Annotated in this window: 9 protein-coding genes; 4 read left to right on the forward strand and 5 right to left on the reverse strand. The window is 65.3% G+C overall.

Annotation, left to right across the window (positions count from 1 at the left end; translation table 11 throughout):
• Window positions 1-40 precede the first annotated feature (40 nt).
• Both J8C05_RS14010 and J8C05_RS14015 read left to right on the forward strand, forming a co-directional pair.
• Entirely contained in the window at window positions 41-5,836 is a 5,796-nt protein-coding gene (locus tag J8C05_RS14010; RefSeq protein WP_211423372.1) for an alpha-2-macroglobulin family protein, read from the forward strand.
• Window positions 5,833-7,539 (forward strand): CTP synthase, encoded by a 1,707-nt coding sequence (locus J8C05_RS14015; RefSeq protein ID WP_211423373.1) that lies wholly within the window; start codon window positions 5,833-5,835, stop codon window positions 7,537-7,539. Before J8C05_RS14010 ends, J8C05_RS14015 begins: the two co-directional genes overlap by 4 nt.
• Before the next feature lie 106 nt (window positions 7,540-7,645).
• Here J8C05_RS14015 and J8C05_RS14020 read toward each other — a convergent pair whose 3' ends face one another.
• Window positions 7,646-7,873 (reverse strand): type II toxin-antitoxin system MqsA family antitoxin, encoded by a 228-nt coding sequence (locus J8C05_RS14020; RefSeq protein ID WP_211423374.1) that lies wholly within the window; start codon window positions 7,871-7,873, stop codon window positions 7,646-7,648.
• Window positions 7,874-8,165: 292 nt separating this feature from the next.
• The gene (locus J8C05_RS14025) at window positions 8,166-9,083 is read right to left on the reverse strand and encodes a ferredoxin reductase domain-containing protein (protein WP_211423375.1); all 918 of its coding nucleotides are present in this window, start codon (window positions 9,081-9,083) and stop codon (window positions 8,166-8,168) included.
• A gap of 339 nt (window positions 9,084-9,422) precedes the next feature.
• Here J8C05_RS14025 and J8C05_RS14030 point away from each other — a divergent pair, with 339 nt between their 5' ends.
• Both J8C05_RS14030 and J8C05_RS14035 read left to right on the forward strand, forming a co-directional pair.
• Window positions 9,423-10,592, forward strand: coding sequence for a hypothetical protein (locus J8C05_RS14030; RefSeq protein ID WP_211423376.1), 1,170 nt, complete (start codon window positions 9,423-9,425; stop codon window positions 10,590-10,592).
• Window positions 10,593-10,730: 138 nt separating this feature from the next.
• On the forward strand, window positions 10,731-13,766 hold the full coding sequence (locus tag J8C05_RS14035) for a TonB-dependent receptor (RefSeq protein ID WP_211423377.1): 3,036 nt from the start codon (window positions 10,731-10,733) through the stop codon (window positions 13,764-13,766).
• A 126-nt stretch (window positions 13,767-13,892) separates the two neighbouring features.
• Here the strand turns inward: J8C05_RS14035 and J8C05_RS14040 are convergent, their stop codons facing one another.
• The 3 genes from J8C05_RS14040 to J8C05_RS14050 are packed head-to-tail and all read right to left on the reverse strand — an operon-like array spanning window position 13,893 to window position 16,625.
• Window positions 13,893-14,795, reverse strand: coding sequence for a ParB/RepB/Spo0J family partition protein (locus J8C05_RS14040; protein WP_211423378.1), 903 nt, complete (start codon window positions 14,793-14,795; stop codon window positions 13,893-13,895).
• A gap of 4 nt (window positions 14,796-14,799) precedes the next feature.
• Window positions 14,800-15,588 (reverse strand): ParA family protein, encoded by a 789-nt coding sequence (locus tag J8C05_RS14045; protein ID WP_187288463.1) that lies wholly within the window; start codon window positions 15,586-15,588, stop codon window positions 14,800-14,802.
• Window positions 15,588-16,625 (reverse strand): cysteine hydrolase family protein, encoded by a 1,038-nt coding sequence (locus tag J8C05_RS14050; protein ID WP_211423379.1) that lies wholly within the window; start codon window positions 16,623-16,625, stop codon window positions 15,588-15,590. The genes J8C05_RS14045 and J8C05_RS14050 overlap by 1 nt, the downstream gene beginning before the upstream one ends.
• Window positions 16,626-16,670 lie beyond the last annotated feature (45 nt).

Consider the following 16,670-nt stretch of genomic DNA (forward strand, 5'->3'; position numbering starts at 1 on the left):
AGCGCCGGATTTCATCTCTCAACGCGAAAAGGTCTGTGCCATGCTCTGCTGCCATCGCCCGGATAAACGTCTCACCGGAGGCTGGCGCTGCGCCGTCCTCTGGGGGCTGCTCCTGATGCTTGTCTTTCAGCCGGCCCACGCCCAAACCATGGATTTCCAGTCTGTCAAAACCGAAGCCGAACGCCTTTATGCCGAAGGCTCCTACGCCCTGGCGCAGCAGCGTTACGCCCAGCTCGACCTGGCCCGGCTCGCCCCGGACGACGCCCGGTGGGTACGCTTCCGCCTGGCCGATACCGACTGGCGCGCCCGCGCCGCCACCCGTCAGGCAGATGCCCAGGCGTCCGAGGCCGCCCGAACCGCCCTGGAAGACCTTGTCAAAGCCGCATCCCGGACCGAAGAACGCGATCTGGTCTGGGCCGAAGCGCAGGTTTCCCTCGGTGACTTCTGGTGGACACGTCCCGACAGCCAGAACTGGTATCAGGCGTGGCCACACTATGCGGCGGCGCTCGACTGGTGGGCGCACTCGCCAGACCTGGCGACCGCGCGCGACCGCTACCTGCACATCCTTTTCAGGGCCGCCTATGCCGTGGACAACGAAACGTGGCCCCTCGGCCAGCGCATCCAGCGGATTCCCATCGCCACGCTGGACGAAGCCATGAGTCTGGCCCGCAATGACGAAGAACGTGCCCACCTGCACTACCTGACAGCCATGAGCCTGCGGCAACAGGGCGGCGATTACGAATCAAACGCGCGCGTTGAGGAAGAATTCGCCGCCGCCGTCGCCCTCGGTCAGAAAACAGCCTGGTACGACGACGCCCTGTTCCACTACGGGCAGTGGCTTGAATCCACGGGCCGCCCTGTGCAGCAGCCGGACGGCACCTTTCAGATGCGCCCGGATTATGCCGCTGCGCTGGCGCAGTACCGGCAGCTCGTTGCCGCCTACCGTCCGGGAACCTCGCGCTATCTGGAGGAAGCCCAACAGCGCATCGCTGACATCACGACCCCTTCCCTGACGCTTGGCGTCGGCAACGTCTTTCTCCCCGATTCCGAAATCCGGTTCGGTCTGTACTGGCGCAATGTGAAGCGCATCGAGCTGGCCCTGTATGCCATTGATCTGCCGCAGGACATACAACCGACCAGCACCGATGAACAGGGACTGAAGGCCGTTGACCTCTCCGGGCGCAAGCCGGTCAAAACGCTGTCCCGCGATGGAGATAACCAAGGTGACCATCGCCCTGGGCAGGCGCTCGTCACCCTCGATGAAACGCTGCCCGTCGGCGCGTATCTGCTCGAAGCCCGCGCCGGAAAACAGACGGCGCGGGAACTGGTGCTTGTTACCGACGCTGCCCTGCTGGTCAAGTCCGACGGCCGGCGGCTGGTCGTCTTCGCTGCTTCGGCACTCGACGGCACGCCCATCCCCGGCATGCGCCTGCGGGTGTGGTTCACCGCCTACAACCGGCAACGCCATACGCCCGTCTGGGTGGAGCAAACCGGCACGACGAATCAGGACGGCCTCGCCACCTTCGGGAAAGCGGAGTACCAGGGCTACGCCACGCTGGTGCTGGCCGCTTCTGGCGCACGGCAGGCGCTTTGTCTGCACAGCGGCGGCGCAGATTCATCCTCGCCGGCTGACTGGAAAATCTATGCCTTCACCGACCGGGCCGCCTACCGTCCCGGCGACACAGCCCGGTGGAAAATCATTGCCCGCCAATCCGAAGGAAAGTCCTACCGCACCCCGGCCGGCAGCCCGCTGGGATACGAACTGCTCAACCCACGGCGTGAGCGCGTGGCGTTCGGTCAGGTGACGCTGAGCCGCTTCGGCGGCGCATGGGGCAGTTTCACGCCGGATGCCACATGGCCGCTCGGCGAATACACCATCCGCTTCGGCAAGCCCCGTGATGGACAGGAATTTGACACCATCTACGGCGAAGCCACGCTGTTTCGCCTCGAAGAATACCGCCTGCCCGAATTCCGCGTGGCGATTGCGACCCCGGAAGAAAACGGCCGCCGCAAGGCATTTCGCGCTGGCGACCGCGTCGAACTCACCCTCACGGCCGAGTATTACTTCGGCGGCGCCGTGGCCGGCGGACGGGCCGAAGTCATCGTGCGCGAACAACCCCTCTACCGTCCGTTGTTTTACCGGACCGAAAGTCTGTGGTTCGACGATGACGCAGCCGGTTTCCAGAATGACACCGACGGCCGCGGCGGCCGCATCATCCGGCGTGAAAACCTCATTCTCGACGGCAACGGACGCGCCCGCATCAGCCTCCCGACGCCCCGCTTTGCCGCAACCGATCTGGCCTACCACATCGAAGTGCGCGTCACGGATGCGTCACGGCGGGAAGTCGTCGGGCAGACAAATGTGCGTGTGGGCCGGCAACGGTTCGCCGTGGATGTACGCCCGGAGCACCGCCTGCACCGCCCCGGCGAAACCATTGCCGTTACCTTTCTGGCCCGTGACATCAACGGCCAACCCGTTGCTGCTGAAGGCACTGTCACCGTCACCCGCGAGACGTGGCGGGAAATTTTCCTTGACGCCCGTGGGCGCACGGTCACGGCAGCCGAAGCCAGGGCACACCCGGAGGCTGGGCCATACCGACTCCGGCAGCGCGGCTACGAACGTGAGGAAGTGCTCAAACGCACCGTACAGACCGACCCGGCGCAGGGCGAAGGGAAACTCACCTTCACGGCGCCCAGGGAAGGCTTCTACCGCATCGCCTGGGTGACGCCCGAACCCAACCGCAACCCCATCACCGCCGAGGCGACGGTCTGGGTTTCGACCACGGCAACCAGCGACACCGGCTACTTTGCCTCCGACCTGGAAATCATCGCCGACCGCGACACCCTGGCCGTCGGGCGGACCGTCCCGGTGATGCTCGTGGCGCCGACGAGCGGGCGTACCGTGTGGCTTTCCATCATCCGCGATGGTCTGGAGGAAACGCGCGTCATTCGTCTGACGGGAACGGCCAAACTCGTTGAACTGGAGATTACCGACCGCGACACCCCCAACTTTCACCTTGAAGCCGACTCGCTGCTGGACTTGCGCTGGTCACACGTCCGCCGGGAATTCACCGTGCCGCCCACTTCCCAGGTGCTGGATGTGCAGGTGAAAGCTGACCGCACCGAAGTCAGGCCACGCGAACCCGTCACCTTCACGCTGCTTACCCGTGATGCCGCCGGACGCCCCCTGCCGGCCGAAGTTGCCCTGGCCGTTACGGATGACGCTGTCAGCGCGATTCAGACCGATTACGCCCCCGATCCCCGGCGCTTTTTCCACGGCAACCGCCGCCAACCCTATGTGGCAACGACAACTTCCCTTCAGTATCGCCCCTATGTGCGCCTGAAACCGGAACCGCCGACGGACGCGCGCCCGGAAGCTCCGCGCGCCGAAGAAGCCAAAGACTTCGAGGGCGCGGCCGAAGCCGCACCGGAAGCCGCCGCGAGCATGGCTCGCCCGGCAGCACCAGCCCCCGTTGCCCGCAGCCGGGAAAATGCAGCCAAAGCCGGGCGCGACGAACTCTCTGCCGGCGTGGCAAGTGGCAGCGCAGACGACGCTGGCGGGCAGATCATTGTGCGCAGCGACTTCCGCGCCACGGCCTTCTGGCAACCCGACATCGTGACCGGGCCCGACGGGCAGGCCACTGTAACGGCGACGTTTCCCGACTCGCTGACAACCTGGAAAGTTGTGGCGCGCGCCGTTTCGGCCGCCAGCGAAGTCGGGCAGACGGAGATGCGTACCGTTACCAATCAGCCGCTCGTCGTCCGGCTGCAAACGCCGCGTTTTCTGGTGACGGGCGACCGGACGACGTTTTCGGCCGTCGTCAACAACCGAACCGACCGGCCGCTGACAGCGACGGTGACGCTGGCGGCCGAAGGTGTTGCCCTTGACGCAGCGCATCAAACCCGCCAGGTGACGGTTGCCCCCAATGCGGATGGCCAGGCCACGTGGGAAGTCGTCATTCAGCAGCCGGGTGACGTGAAGCTGACTGTAACGGCCGTTGCCGGGGAACACCGCGATGCCATGACGCGCACCGTGCAGGCTTACGTGCGCGGCATCGAAAAATTCGTGGCGCAGGCCACGCAGGTGCGTCAGAACGAAGGACACCTGCGGCTTGAGCTGCCACGGGAACGGGAGAACACCCAGGTTGTCATCCAGGTGGCGCCGAGTCTGGCCGTGACCATGCTCGATGCCCTGCCCTACCTGCTCGATTATCCCTACGGTTGCACCGAACAGACGATGAGCCGGTTCCTTCCGGCGGCCATCATTGCCAAAACCCTGCGTGAGCAGGGCATCGCACCGGAAGCCATTGCCGGGCGCATGTTCGGCGGCATCGAAGCCGCCACGGCCGACAGGACGCACCCACGCAGCAAACGTGATCTGGCCGAACTCGACCGCATCATCCGTCAGGGACTGGATCGGCTTTACGAGGCGCAGCACCCGGACGGCGGCTGGGGCTGGTGGAAAGAGACGCCCACCGACCGCTTCATGACGGCCTATGTCGTGTGGGGATTGGCGCTGGCCCGGCAGGCGCGGCTGGAAGTCCGGGACGACGTACTGACGCGCGGCATGACCTTTCTCGAACAACAGCTCATCGCCGAAGAAACGTCGCCCGACCGGCAGGCCTGGCTGCTGCATGCGCTGGCCGAAGCCCGGCGCGCCAAAGGCCACACGGCTATGGCTCCCACGGAACAGACGGCGCTGGACAACCTCTGGCAGCAGCGCGACCGCCTGACGGCCTACGGGCGCGCGCTCTTTGCTGTGGCGGCCCAGCACTCCGGGATGCGCGAGCGGGCGCAGGTTCTGGCGCGCAATCTGGCCAATGGCGTCACCCGCGACAGCGCACCGAACAGTGACCTCACCACGGCACGCTGGGGCGCCGGCGGCTTCTGGTATCGCTGGACGGACAGCCCCGTGGAGACGACGGCGTTTGTGCTCCGGGCGCTGGTGGCAATTGAACCCGGCCACGAACTCGTCACGCCGGCGATGAACTGGCTGGTCAAAAACCGGCGCGGCGCGCAGTGGAGCAACACCCGCGACACCGCCATTGCCCTGCTGGCGCTGAACGACTACCTGCGGGCCACCGGCGAAACGGCCGAACCGGTGGCCTACGAGATTGTAGTCAACGGAACCTCCGTGGCCCGGCAGCGGCTGGAACCCGGCGCTGGTCTGATGACGCCGGGAACGGTAGTCGTCCCGGCTGCCGTGTTGCGGGATGGCACCAACGACATCCGCATTCTCAAGCCGCAGGGCAGGGTGCTGTATGTTGCCGCCAGCGCCCGGTTTTTCAGCCGTGAAGCGCCCATTCCGCCGGCCGGCAATGAGATTTATGTCAAACGTCAATACTGGCGGCTTGTCCCGCGGCCGACGCTGCTGCGGGGCGTCGTCTATGAGCGCGTGCCGCTGGCGGACGGCGCGCCCGTGACCACCGGCGACCGGCTGCTCTGTACCGTCACGGTTGAAGCCAAAAACGACTACGCCTACCTGGTCTTCGAGGACCTCAAACCGGCCTGCTTTGAGGCGGTTCAGGTACGCTCCGGCGCGGGTCTCACCATCCGCGAAGTCCGCCCCCAGACATTGGAGCCGACAGGCCGCACGCAAGTGGTCTATCAGGAACTGCGTGACCGCCACGTGGCGCTGTTCGTGGAACAGTTGCCACAGGGGGTCTGGCAGATGGAATATGAGCTGCGGGCTGAGACGCCGGGGCAGTTCGCTGCCCTGCCGACGCTCGGCCACGCCATGTACGTCCCGGAAATTCGCGCCAATGGCGCTGAAGTGCAGGTTGTTGTCGGAGACACCCCGCCGGCGACGGCCCGCCGCACGGTGAGGCATCCATGACGAAGTTCATTTTTGTGACGGGCGGTGTGGTCTCGTCGCTGGGCAAGGGCATTGCGGCCGCCTCCATCGGCTGTCTGCTGGAAGCCCGTGGGCTGCGGGTGACGCAGCAGAAGTTTGACCCGTACATCAACGTGGACCCGGGCACGATGTCGCCGTTTCAGCACGGCGAGGTGTTTGTGACGGACGATGGCGCCGAAACCGACATGGATTTGGGTCACTACGAACGCTTCACCCGTGCCACCATGACCCGCGCCAACAACTTCACGACCGGCCGGATTTACCTTTCGGTCATCGAGAAGGAACGGCACGGAGACTATCTGGGGCAGACCGTGCAGGTCATTCCCCACATCACCACGGAAATCAAGGATGCCATCCAGTCCGTCGCCCACGGCGTGGATGTGGTCATCGTCGAAATTGGCGGCACGGTTGGTGACATCGAATCGCTGCCCTTTCTGGAAGCCATCCGGCAGATGCGCTACGAAGTCGGGCGCTCGAATGTGATGTTCATTCACGTGACGCTCGTGCCCTTCATCCAGGCGGCCGGGGAACTCAAAAGCAAGCCCACGCAGCATTCCGTCAAGGACCTGCTGAGCATCGGGATTCAGCCCGATGTGCTCATCTGCCGCACCGACCGCGAAATTCCGCGTGGCATCAAGGAAAAAATCGCGCTGTTTTGCAACGTCGCCGAAGAAGCCGTCATTACGGCCGAGGATGTCTCGACAGTCTATGAAGTGCCGCTCAAGTTTGCCGAACAGCGCCTCGACGAACTCATTCTGGGGCGGCTGGGACTGACGGCCGGCGAAGCCGACCTGCGCGCCTGGCGGCGCATGGTGGACATCATCCGCCACCCGGACGACGCCGTGACCGTCGGCATCGTTGGCAAGTATGTCGGCTCGCGCGAATCCTACAAAAGCCTTACCGAGGCGCTGCTGCACGGCGGCATTGCCAATCGTCTGCGGGTGGACATCCGCTGGATCGAGGCCGAAGACCTTACTGTGGACGAACGCTGGGAAAGCCGCCTGCACGACGTGGATGCGATTCTCGTCCCCGGCGGCTTCGGCAAGCGGGGCATTGACGGCATGCTGCGCGCCATCGGCTATGCCCGGCGGCACAAGCTGCCGTTCTTCGGCATCTGCCTGGGGATGCAGTGCGCCTGCATCGAGCTGGCGCGCACCACGGCTGAACTTGCCGACGCCGACAGCACCGAGTTTGACCCGGACACGCGCCATCCCGTCTTTTTCCTGCTGCGCGACCTCATCGGCGTCGAAGACATGGGCGGAACGATGCGCCTAGGGGCGTACCCGTGCCATCTGGAACCGGGCAGTCAGGTGGCGGCCATCTACCAGACGACCGAGATTTCAGAGCGCCACCGTCACCGGTACGAGTTCAACACGGAATATGAGCCGCATCTGGCGCGGTTGGGGCTGCGCGTCGTCGGACGGTCGCCCGACGGGCGCTTCGTGGAAATGGTTGAACGGGACGATCACCCGTGGTTCATTGGCTGCCAGTTTCACCCGGAGTACAAATCGCGTCCGCACATGCCGCATCCGCTGTTTGTCTCGTTCGTTGCGGCCGCGCGGCGCTACCGGGTCGAACATGAAGTCCGGCAGCAGACGACGACCGGCAGGCATCCGGTCGCCCTGCTGACAGCAGGCAGCAGCGAACGCGCCGGTATTGCCGGGCAGGCCGCCAGCGGCGGGTGAACCGTAGGGGCAGGTCAGAGACCTGCCCCCGTGGTTGGGCAGGTTGTGAACCTGCCCCCGTGGTTGGGCAGGTTGTGAACCTGCCCCTACGGTTTGCCCATTGAAATCAGGCAAACTTGGCAACGGCTACCTGTCGTTTACCTGCAAAACTTTGACGGTGCAGTTTGATGCGCTCAATTTCGTACAGCGTTTCTGCTGTGAAGTAACTCTCGCCGCAATGTGGACAACTCACCAAGGGAATGTTCTCGATGACCAGCAAATCCTCACCCTTGCCATAACTGCGGGTGACATATCGAACCCGTGCGCCTTCCCTGCCACAAACATCACACATCATGGCTCTCACCCTTACAGCCGATAGACGGTGATTATGACCAGCTTGCCGGTTGGACTGATTTTTGTAACGGTCATCATCCCGTCGCCTGCCACCGTGTTCCCTTTGACCAGATACTTACATTCACCAGTAACGGTATCTTTTTGACGTTCAACAATTTCGCCCGTCGTAGGGGCAGGTCCCTGACCTGCCCAAACGTAGGGTCAAAACGTAGGGGCAGGTCCCTGACCTGCCCCTACCGGTGTGGCGTGTGGCGGCGCGGTTGTCACCAGGACGCCTCCCGCAACCGTCGGCGTCAATAGGTTTCAACGTGCCAGCGGTGGCTCTTTTCGAGGTGTTTGCGGTACTCCGCCCACTGGATGCCCAGCGGCGCCGTGTGTGCCTCGAACGCCGCATCAATGCCGTCTTCCATGCCGCGCAGGCCGCAGATGAACACGTGCGTGTTGTCGCGCTGGAGCAGCTCCCACAGCTCGCCCACGTGTTCGGCAACGCGGTCCTGGATGTACATCCGCCCCCCCTTGGCATTTTTCTGCTCGCGGCTGATGGCGTAGGTGAGGCGGAAGTTGGCGTGCTGCCGGAAGTCTTCGAGCTCTTCCCGGTAGAGAATGTTGGGCGTGGTGGGAATGCCGAAAATCAGCCAGGCCGAACCGCGAAACTCGTAGTCCGTGTTGTTTTCCCGGAACATCCGCCACAGGTGCGCCCGAAACGGGGCAATGCCGGTGCCCGTCGCCAGCATGACGATGGTTGCCGCCGGGTCATCCGGCAGCAGCATCGCTTTGCCGGTCGGCCCCGTCACGTCGACTTCGTCGCCGACCTTCAGGCCACACAGGTACGTGGAACACACACCATAGACCGTTTCGCCCGTCTCCGGGTGCGGATACTCCAGCCGCCGCACGCACAGGGAAAGCGTTTTGCCGTCGCCGGTGTCGCCGTGGCGCGTCGAGGCAATGGAGTAGAGCCGTAGCTTGTGGGGCTTGCCGTTGGCATCCAGGCCCGGCGGGAGGATACCGGCGCTCTGGCCTTCGAGAAACGGGTAGGGACCGGCTGAGGTGTCAAACACGAGGTGGCGAACCGTCCCAACTCCGCCGGGGCCGACCAGTTCGCGGTTTTCCAGGCAGACGGTGCGCAGCGGCGCGCTCTGCCGAAAGACATTCATGGGAACGGCGCGTTTGACGGCCGTTTCGGTCACGGAACTGTGCGTTGCTGTGGTCATCGGGCCTCAATCCAGAGAAGTGTACGATTTCAGACGAAAGCGACTCTAGCATGCCCGCTGCCGGTTTGGGCAGTCGTTTTCACGTCCAAAACCGGCCCGGCTGATGCTCCGGCACGACTGGCGCGCGCAACAAGGCATTACGTCCACCGCTGCCGGCCCGAAGCCGCCACGGGCAGTCCACCCGCGTAAAGAATCGTCAAACGTCGCCCCCGACACATACCTGCGCGGAACTCTGCGGCACAACCGGCGTACGAGTCGCACAGACGCGACCGATTCCAGCCTTGCGGCTGCGAGGTGTACTGAACGATGCCCATCCGAAAATTTTTCATAGTGAGCTGTATGGCATCCTGCCTGGTGGGAAACCCGGCGACCGCCACGGGACGCATCCACCCCGTGACGCCGGGACAGGAAACGCCGGCACAGGCTCCGGCCAGCGTCACCGTCATTGGCACGGTGACGGACCTCGACATTGAAACCTCAACCATCACGGTCAAAAGCGACACTGGCGAAGTCGTCGTTTTTCCCTACGACGACAAATCACAGTTCAAACGGCTGCCGCTGGGCAAAACCGCCATGGCGGACGCCGTTCCCATCACCCTGGCGGAGATTGAGCTGGGTGACCGTGTCACGGCCAAAAAGCGCCTGACGCCAACGGGCAGTGTGGCGCCGATTACACTCATGATCGTCATGAGCAAGGGCGACATCGCCAAAAAGCAGGAAATCGAGCGGGCGGCGTGGCGCGAGCGGGGGACATTCGGCAAGGTCACGGCCGTTGACCCTGCAAAACGCACCATCACCGTCAGTCAGCGTACCCGCGAAGGCCTCAAGGAACTGACCATTGTGACGAACGACAAAACGACCTTTCGCCGCTATGCGCCGGACTCTGTGAAATTCAGCGATGCGCAACCGAGTCGGCTTGAAGCCATCCGCGTCGGCGACCAGGTGCGGGCGCTCGGCAAACGCAACGAGGACGGCACAAGCTATGAAGCCGAACAGGTTGTCTTTGGAACGTTCAAAACGCTCTCCGTGACCGTCGTGAACGTGAATGCCGACAGCCAGGAAATCACGGCCAGGGATGACAGCGGGGCGACGCTGACCCTGCGCATCACGCCGGATTCCAACCTCAAGCAGGTGCCCGAGCAGGGTGGATTCTTTGGCCCTCCCGGCGGCCAGCGTCCGGGCGGGCCGCCTTCGGGGCCGCCGGCCGGTGAGGGGCCACGCCCCGGCGGCACGGGCGGCGGGCCGGGAGGGGGGCGCTTCATGGCCGGTGGATTCGACCCGGCGGCGCTCATCGAGTTCCTGCCGCCACTGCAACTGAGTGAACTCAAGCCGGAGACCAAACTGCTGGTCCTGACCACCGAAGGCGCTACGCCCAACCGCGTGACGGCAATTACCGTCGTCAAGGGACTCGACACCCTCTTTGCCCGGTTTGCCCGGCAGGCTGGCGGCGCTGCTGGCGTCGGGGGTGGTGGCTTTGGCGGACTGGAACTCGGCATCGGACTGCCCTGAAAAGGTTTTCCCGGAACACACCCCCTGAACACAGTGCCGCCACGACGGACCTGACCAGACGAGAGCCCGGCACGAACCCAAAAGCAACCTGCCCAAAAGCAACCTGAACGCAGAATGAAGGAAAAGAAACACACCAAGATGAAAACGCTGACGACCTGGCAAACTTTGGGATGCTTTCTGGCGCTGGGCGCCGGCTGGATGGCGGCCACCATCACGCCCACGCCGGCCCAGGAACGCCGCACAACCTCCGGACCCAGCCAGAGCAAGGGGGCCTTGCGGGGGCAGGTGACGGACGAAACCGGTGCCGTCATCGGCGGCGCCAACGTCACCCTGACCGACGCCACCGGCAAACGCCTGTCCGCCACCAGCGACGAACTGGGGAACTTCACCCTTGCCAACCTGCCACCCGGCCCCTACACGCTGCACGTGGAAATGGAAGGCTTCAAGCCCTACGAGGACATCACGGTGACGATTGCGCCGGGGCGGCGGGAAAGCGTCGCCATCAAGCTGGCCATCGAGGTGGCCGAACAGGTGCAGGTCAACTCCGAAGCGCCGATTTCGACCGCCCCGGACAACAATGCCGGGGCCATCGTGCTGCGCGGCAAGGACCTCGAAGCCCTGCCCGATGACCCCGATGACCTGCAAAGCGCCCTGCAGGCCCTGGCCGGACCTTCCGCCGGCCCCAACGGCGGGCAGATTTTCGTGGATGGCTTTTCCGGCGGACGGCTTCCCTCGAAGAACGCCATCCGGGAAATCCGCATCAACGCCAACCCCTTTGCCGCCGAGTTCGACCAGATTGGCTTCGGGCGGATTGAAATCCTGACCAAGCCGGGCAGCGACAGCTTCCGTGGCTCGGCGTTTTTCAACGCCGGAGATGCCATCTTCAACTCCCGCAATCCGTTCACCCCGCGCCGCGCGTCCTTCCAGCAGCGGCAGTATGGACTCAACCTCGGCGGCCCGCTCAAAAAAGGCAAGGCGTCGTTCGCCCTGGATGCCGAGCGCCGGGAAACGGATGACAACGCCAACCTCAATACCACCATCCTCGACGCCAATCTCAACCCGACGAGCTTTGCGCGCGCCGTCGTCGTCCCCCGGCGGCAGTGGGAGATCACACCGCGCTTTGACGTGCAGTTGAGTGAAAAGCACACGCTCGTCGGCCGCTACAGCTTCAACAGCAGCCGCGTCAGCAACGGCGGGTTGTCTTCCTTCAGCCTGCCGGAGCAGGCGCTGTCCAACGAACTGCGCGACCACCGGCTGCAACTGACCGAAACGGCGATTCTGTCACCTTCCGCCGTCAACGAGACGCGCTTTCAGTTCGTGCGGAAGACCCTGGCCACGACCCCGGCGCTGGACACCCCGGCCATCAACGTTCAGGGGGCGTTCATTGGCGGCGGCGCCCAGACCGGTAACGCGCGTTCCAGCACCAACCGCTTTGAGGTCAACAACTTCACCACCTGGACCGTGGGCGATCACACGGTCAAGTTCGGCGGACGCTACCGCTACATCCGCACGGAGGACATCTCGCCCAACAACTTCGGCGGGACGTACATTTTTGCCGGCGGCGTCGCCCCGGAACTCGATGCCAACAACCAGCCCGTTCCCGGTTCGGTCGTGCAGATCACCAGTCTCGAACGCTACCGCCGGACGCTGCTCGGCCAGCAGCTCGGACTGTCGCCAGTGCAGATTCGCGCCCTTGGCGGCGGAGCCACGCAGCTTACGCTGTCGGCTGGCAACCCGCTCGCCACGGTGGGGCAGCACGATGTGGGACTGTTTGCCCAGGACGACTGGAAAGTGCGCCCGAACCTGACGCTGAGCTACGGGCTGCGGTACGAAAACCAGACCAACATTGCGAGCAACTTCAACTTTGCGCCGCGCGTCGGGCTGGCCTGGGGGCTGGACGGGCGCAACAGCGGACAGACCAGAACCGTGCTGCGCTTCGGGGCAGGGCTGTTCTACAACCGGATTGACGAATCGCTGACGCTGCAGGCCCGGCGCTTCGACGGCCAGACCCAGCAGCAGTTCATCGTTACCGATCCGGCACTGCTCGACCTGTTTCCGGCCATTCCGCCGGCGGAGTTGCTGGCACCCTTCCGGCGCGCCCAGAACATCCGGCGGCTGAACAACGCCATTCAGGCGCCCTATTCCATCCAGTCCAACATCGGCATCGAGCGGCAGTTGCCCAAGGGCGTCGTGGCCTCGGTCAACTACATTTTCAACCGTACGCTGCACGCCCTGCGGACGCGCAACGTCAACGCGCCGCTGCCGGGGACGTTCAACCCGCGCCAGCCAGGGAGCGGTGTCTTTCCCCTGGGGCCGATTGGCAACGTGTTCGAGACGGAATCCACGGGCCGGCTCACCCAGCACCAACTCGTCGTCGGCGTGCGGACGGGCTTCAACAGCCGCTTCTCGCTGGGCGCGTTCTACCGGCTCTCGAAGGCGGAAAGCGACACGGACGGGGCCTTTACCCAGCCGGCTGACCCCTACGACCTGCGCGCCGAGTTCGGGCGCTCCTCGCTCGACATCCGGCACAACCTGCTCATGTTCTCCAACTTCAACCTGCCGTTCGGCATCACGCTGTCGCCGTTTGTCATTGCCCGCAGCGGTGCACCGTTCAACATCACCGTCGGGCGCGATCTCAACGGCGATACGGTCTTCAACGACCGGCCGGCCTTTGCCACCGACCTGACCCGTCCCAGCGTGGTCACAACCCGGTTCGGCACTTTTGACACCGAGCCGTTGCCGGGGCAGCGCCTCATTCCGCGCAACTTTGCCCAGGGGCCCGGCTTTTTCATCATCAACCTGCGGCTGGCCAAAACCTTCGGGTTCGGCCCCAAGCGTGAGGGCGGCCCGGATGCCAGCGCTGCCGGCGGCAGTCGGGGTGGCGGCCGGCGCGGCGGTGGGGGCGGCGGCTTTGGCGGTTTTGGTGGTTTCGGTGGTTTTGGGGGCTTCGGCGGCGGCAGTGGCTCTGACCGGCGTTTCAGCCTGACCTTCAGCGTCCAGGTGCAGAACCTGCTCAACCGTGTCAATCCGGGGCCGCCGGTGGGCAACCTGGCGTCGCCTTTCTTCGGGCAGTCCACGAACACGGCCGGCTTCTTTGGCGGCCGGTTCGGTGGGGGCGAACCGGTGGACGCCGGCAACCGGCGCGTCATCCTGAGCCTGCGGTTTAACTTCTAGTCAGGCATTATCGGAACATCCGCGGCCCGGCCGGGGGCGACGCCCGCCGCACCCCGGCTAATGCATCTCAAAGGCTTTGCCAGCAACAATTTGCAGCGTTGTCAACGCGTTGACAGCACCCGCCGGTCACGCCTCCCCGGCGGCCAGCCGGTCGAGCGCCGCCTGAAGGGCCGCCCGCACCTCGGCCGCCGTTGTCACCGCCCGGCGGGCCGTCGTCGTCACCGTCACCCGCAGCGTGGCGGGCTTGTCCGGCAGGCGGTAGGCAAACCGGAAGACCGCCGCCCCGGCCGGCGCTTCCGCCTTCCGGGTCGGTGCGGCCGCCGGTTGTCCTCCCTCGCGGGCGGGGGCGCGTCCGGCTTCCGGGGCCGGCCCGGCGGACGGCCCCAGGGCCAGCCGCCTGGCGGCGGCCAGCCGCCGCGCCGGAGCCAATGCCAGCAGATCGAGCAGCATCCGCAGCGAACACTGGGGAATCGTCGCGCAGACTTCCAGCACGGCGGCGTCCAGCTCCAGCACGCGCAGCCACATCGCCAGCGCCGACCGCTTCATCCCCAGCGCCTGCGCCGCCTGCGCCTGCGTCGGAAACCGCTGCGCCACCGCCCCCAGCGCGCGTGCCTTTTCCACGGCGTGGAGGTCTTCCCGCTGAAGGTTCTCGATGAGCGCCAGCACCTGCAGGTCGGCATCCGAGACTTCCGACCGCAGCACGACGGGCACCGCCGACAGCCCGGCCGCTCTGGCCGCCTGCCAGCGCCGGTGGCCGGCAATGACCGTCACCCGCCCGTCGGCTTCGCGCCGCCCGATGAGCGGCTGCAAAATCCCGTGCTGCTGTATTGAAGCCGTCAGGTCGCGCAGGGCATCGGCATCGAAGGTGCGCCGTGGCTGGTAGGGATTTTCCCGCAGCGCGTCGAGCGGCACGTCCAGTACCCGGGCCGCCGGCTCCGCCCCCAACTCAGCCGCCACGTGGTCGGCCAGCGCCGACAGGCGGGCGGGTGAAAGGGTCGTACTTGTGGCAAATCGCTTGCTTTTGGACATAACCTCACCCGTGGTCAGATGACATCTGGAGCACCGCCGTCGCCAGCGCGGCCACATCGGCCGCCGCCGGACACCGGGGTGCATAGCACTTGAGCGGCTGCCGCCGCGTACCGGCTTCGGAGACCGCCACATAGTCCCGAATGGGACTGAAGACGTGAAACCCGAACGAGGGGCAAATCCGCCCGGTGAGTTCGGCGTAGTGGTGGCGGTGCAGCACCAGACGGGGGTTGTACAGCGTCGGCACCACGCCCAGCACCCGCAGCGGCGGCAGCCGCATGTTCTTGCGCCGCCGCTGCGCCCGGACGACCTCCAGTTGCACCTCGGCGAAGCTCTCCACCGACTTGGCTTCGGTCTGGACGGGGGCCAGCAGGGCATCGGCCGCCAGCAGAATCTGAAGCGTGATTTCGGAAATCTTCGGCGGGCAGTCAAACAGCACCCAGTCGTAGGCCGTCAGGTGCGCCTCGACCACAGCCAGCAGCCGGGCCGGATCGCTCTGCTGCATCAGGCTCAGCTCGTCGCCCACGAGAAACCGGTTGGCCAGTCCGATGGTCAGGTCAAACTCCGTCGGCCACAGGCGCGGAGCGGCTTCTGCGCCGTCGCAGACGGCGGCCCAGAATGTCTCCTCGCGGGGGCGCGCCGCCGGTTCCATCCCCAGAAAGCTGCCGAGCGTTCCCTGCGGGTCGGCGTCAATGACGAGCACCCGCTGACCGCGCGTGGCCAGTTCATAGCCCAGGTCGCGCGTCAGCGACGTTTTTCCCACCCCACCCGACTGGTTGAAAATTGCCACGCGCATCAGCCCCACCATGCCTCCACTGGATCGTCCGTGGTCAGCACCCGCGCGCCAGCGGCTTCAAAAGAAGCCAGCGCCTGTTCGGCGGCGTCCGTGAAGTCGGCGCCGGGAACGACCACCGGCGCCATGGCATCCCGCAGCAGGACTATCCGGTGCGCCAGATACGGGTTGTGCTCCTGCACGAAAGCCAGCAGGTCGGCGACGCTTGCCACCACACAGTGGCTCGACGCCAGACCGGCCACCAGAATGACATCCGCCGTCAGCAGGCGCTTGAGCAGCGCCTCGTGGCGTACGGCACCCGGCATCGGCTGTCCGTCCCAGCACGTGGTCACTTCCGGGGCAAAGACGGAGTAGTTTTCTGTCAGGGGGCTGTCGCCTTTGAGCACCGGCGCATTCGCGGCACCGCGGGCAAAGGCGTGGAACAGGCAGGCATCCGCCAGCACCCCGGCCAGCCGGTGGCCGGCTGTGCCCACGAGGCAATGGTAGGGCCAGACGTAGAGCGCATACTTGCCGGTCGCTTCCAGGCGCGTGCAGTAGTCCGTAACCTGGTGTGTCAGCCATTCCGTCGTCACGCCAAGCGGCGCTGCCAGTGCCGGATTGGGGCGGTAGCGGCCGGCGCGGTAGTCGGCGGCGGTGATGACCGTGTGGGGAGCCACCGGCGTGCTGTCTTCGGTCAGATGGGCGCCCGGAAAAAACACCTGGTATGGCACGTGGCTGTCCAGCGTGCAGGTGATCTCTGAAATCCAGGGCAGGTAACGGTACATAAACTCGACCGTCCGGCGGAGGGCATCCGTTCCGCCGGTTCCCGACCGGCCGGCGACGTACAGCGCCCCGGAGGGAAAGCAGAAGTCCACCTGCATGTCAATGACGAGCAGGTGCGCCCGCCGGGCATCGTCGGCCGCCGGGCGCAGGGAGTGGGCCTGTTGCCAGGCCATCGCTGGCGCAAAGAGCGCCTGTGGCGCCGTGCCCGGGTACTCGGCGGCAACAGTCTGGATGGGATCGTAGTGGGGCGGAAAGGGCAAGGGCGTGGTGTCAGACATCGGGGAGTTTTTCTGAAGAGAAGAGGATACGCTGGCAATGCGGCT

It is taken from the genome of Chloracidobacterium sp. N (assembly GCF_018304765.1).
In the GTDB taxonomy this organism is placed as follows: Bacteria; Acidobacteriota; Blastocatellia; order Chloracidobacteriales; family Chloracidobacteriaceae; genus Chloracidobacterium; species Chloracidobacterium aggregatum.

Excerpts from the sequence above, each read along its gene's own strand:
- J8C05_RS14010 (WP_211423372.1), top strand. The coding sequence starts at position 41 with ATGCTCTGCTGCCATCGCCCGGATAAACGTCTCACCGGAGGCTGGCGC.
- J8C05_RS14015 (WP_211423373.1), top strand. The coding sequence starts at position 5,833 with ATGACGAAGTTCATTTTTGTGACGGGCGGTGTGGTCTCGTCGCTGGGC.
- J8C05_RS14020 (WP_211423374.1), bottom strand. The coding sequence starts at position 7,873 with ATGATGTGTGATGTTTGTGGCAGGGAAGGCGCACGGGTTCGATATGTC.
- J8C05_RS14025 (WP_211423375.1), bottom strand. The coding sequence starts at position 9,083 with ATGACCACAGCAACGCACAGTTCCGTGACCGAAACGGCCGTCAAACGC.
- J8C05_RS14030 (WP_211423376.1), top strand. The coding sequence starts at position 9,423 with ATGGCATCCTGCCTGGTGGGAAACCCGGCGACCGCCACGGGACGCATC.
- J8C05_RS14035 (WP_211423377.1), top strand. The coding sequence starts at position 10,731 with ATGAAAACGCTGACGACCTGGCAAACTTTGGGATGCTTTCTGGCGCTG.
- J8C05_RS14040 (WP_211423378.1), bottom strand. The coding sequence starts at position 14,795 with ATGTCCAAAAGCAAGCGATTTGCCACAAGTACGACCCTTTCACCCGCC.
- J8C05_RS14045 (WP_187288463.1), bottom strand. The coding sequence starts at position 15,588 with ATGCGCGTGGCAATTTTCAACCAGTCGGGTGGGGTGGGAAAAACGTCG.
- J8C05_RS14050 (WP_211423379.1), bottom strand. The coding sequence starts at position 16,625 with ATGTCTGACACCACGCCCTTGCCCTTTCCGCCCCACTACGATCCCATC.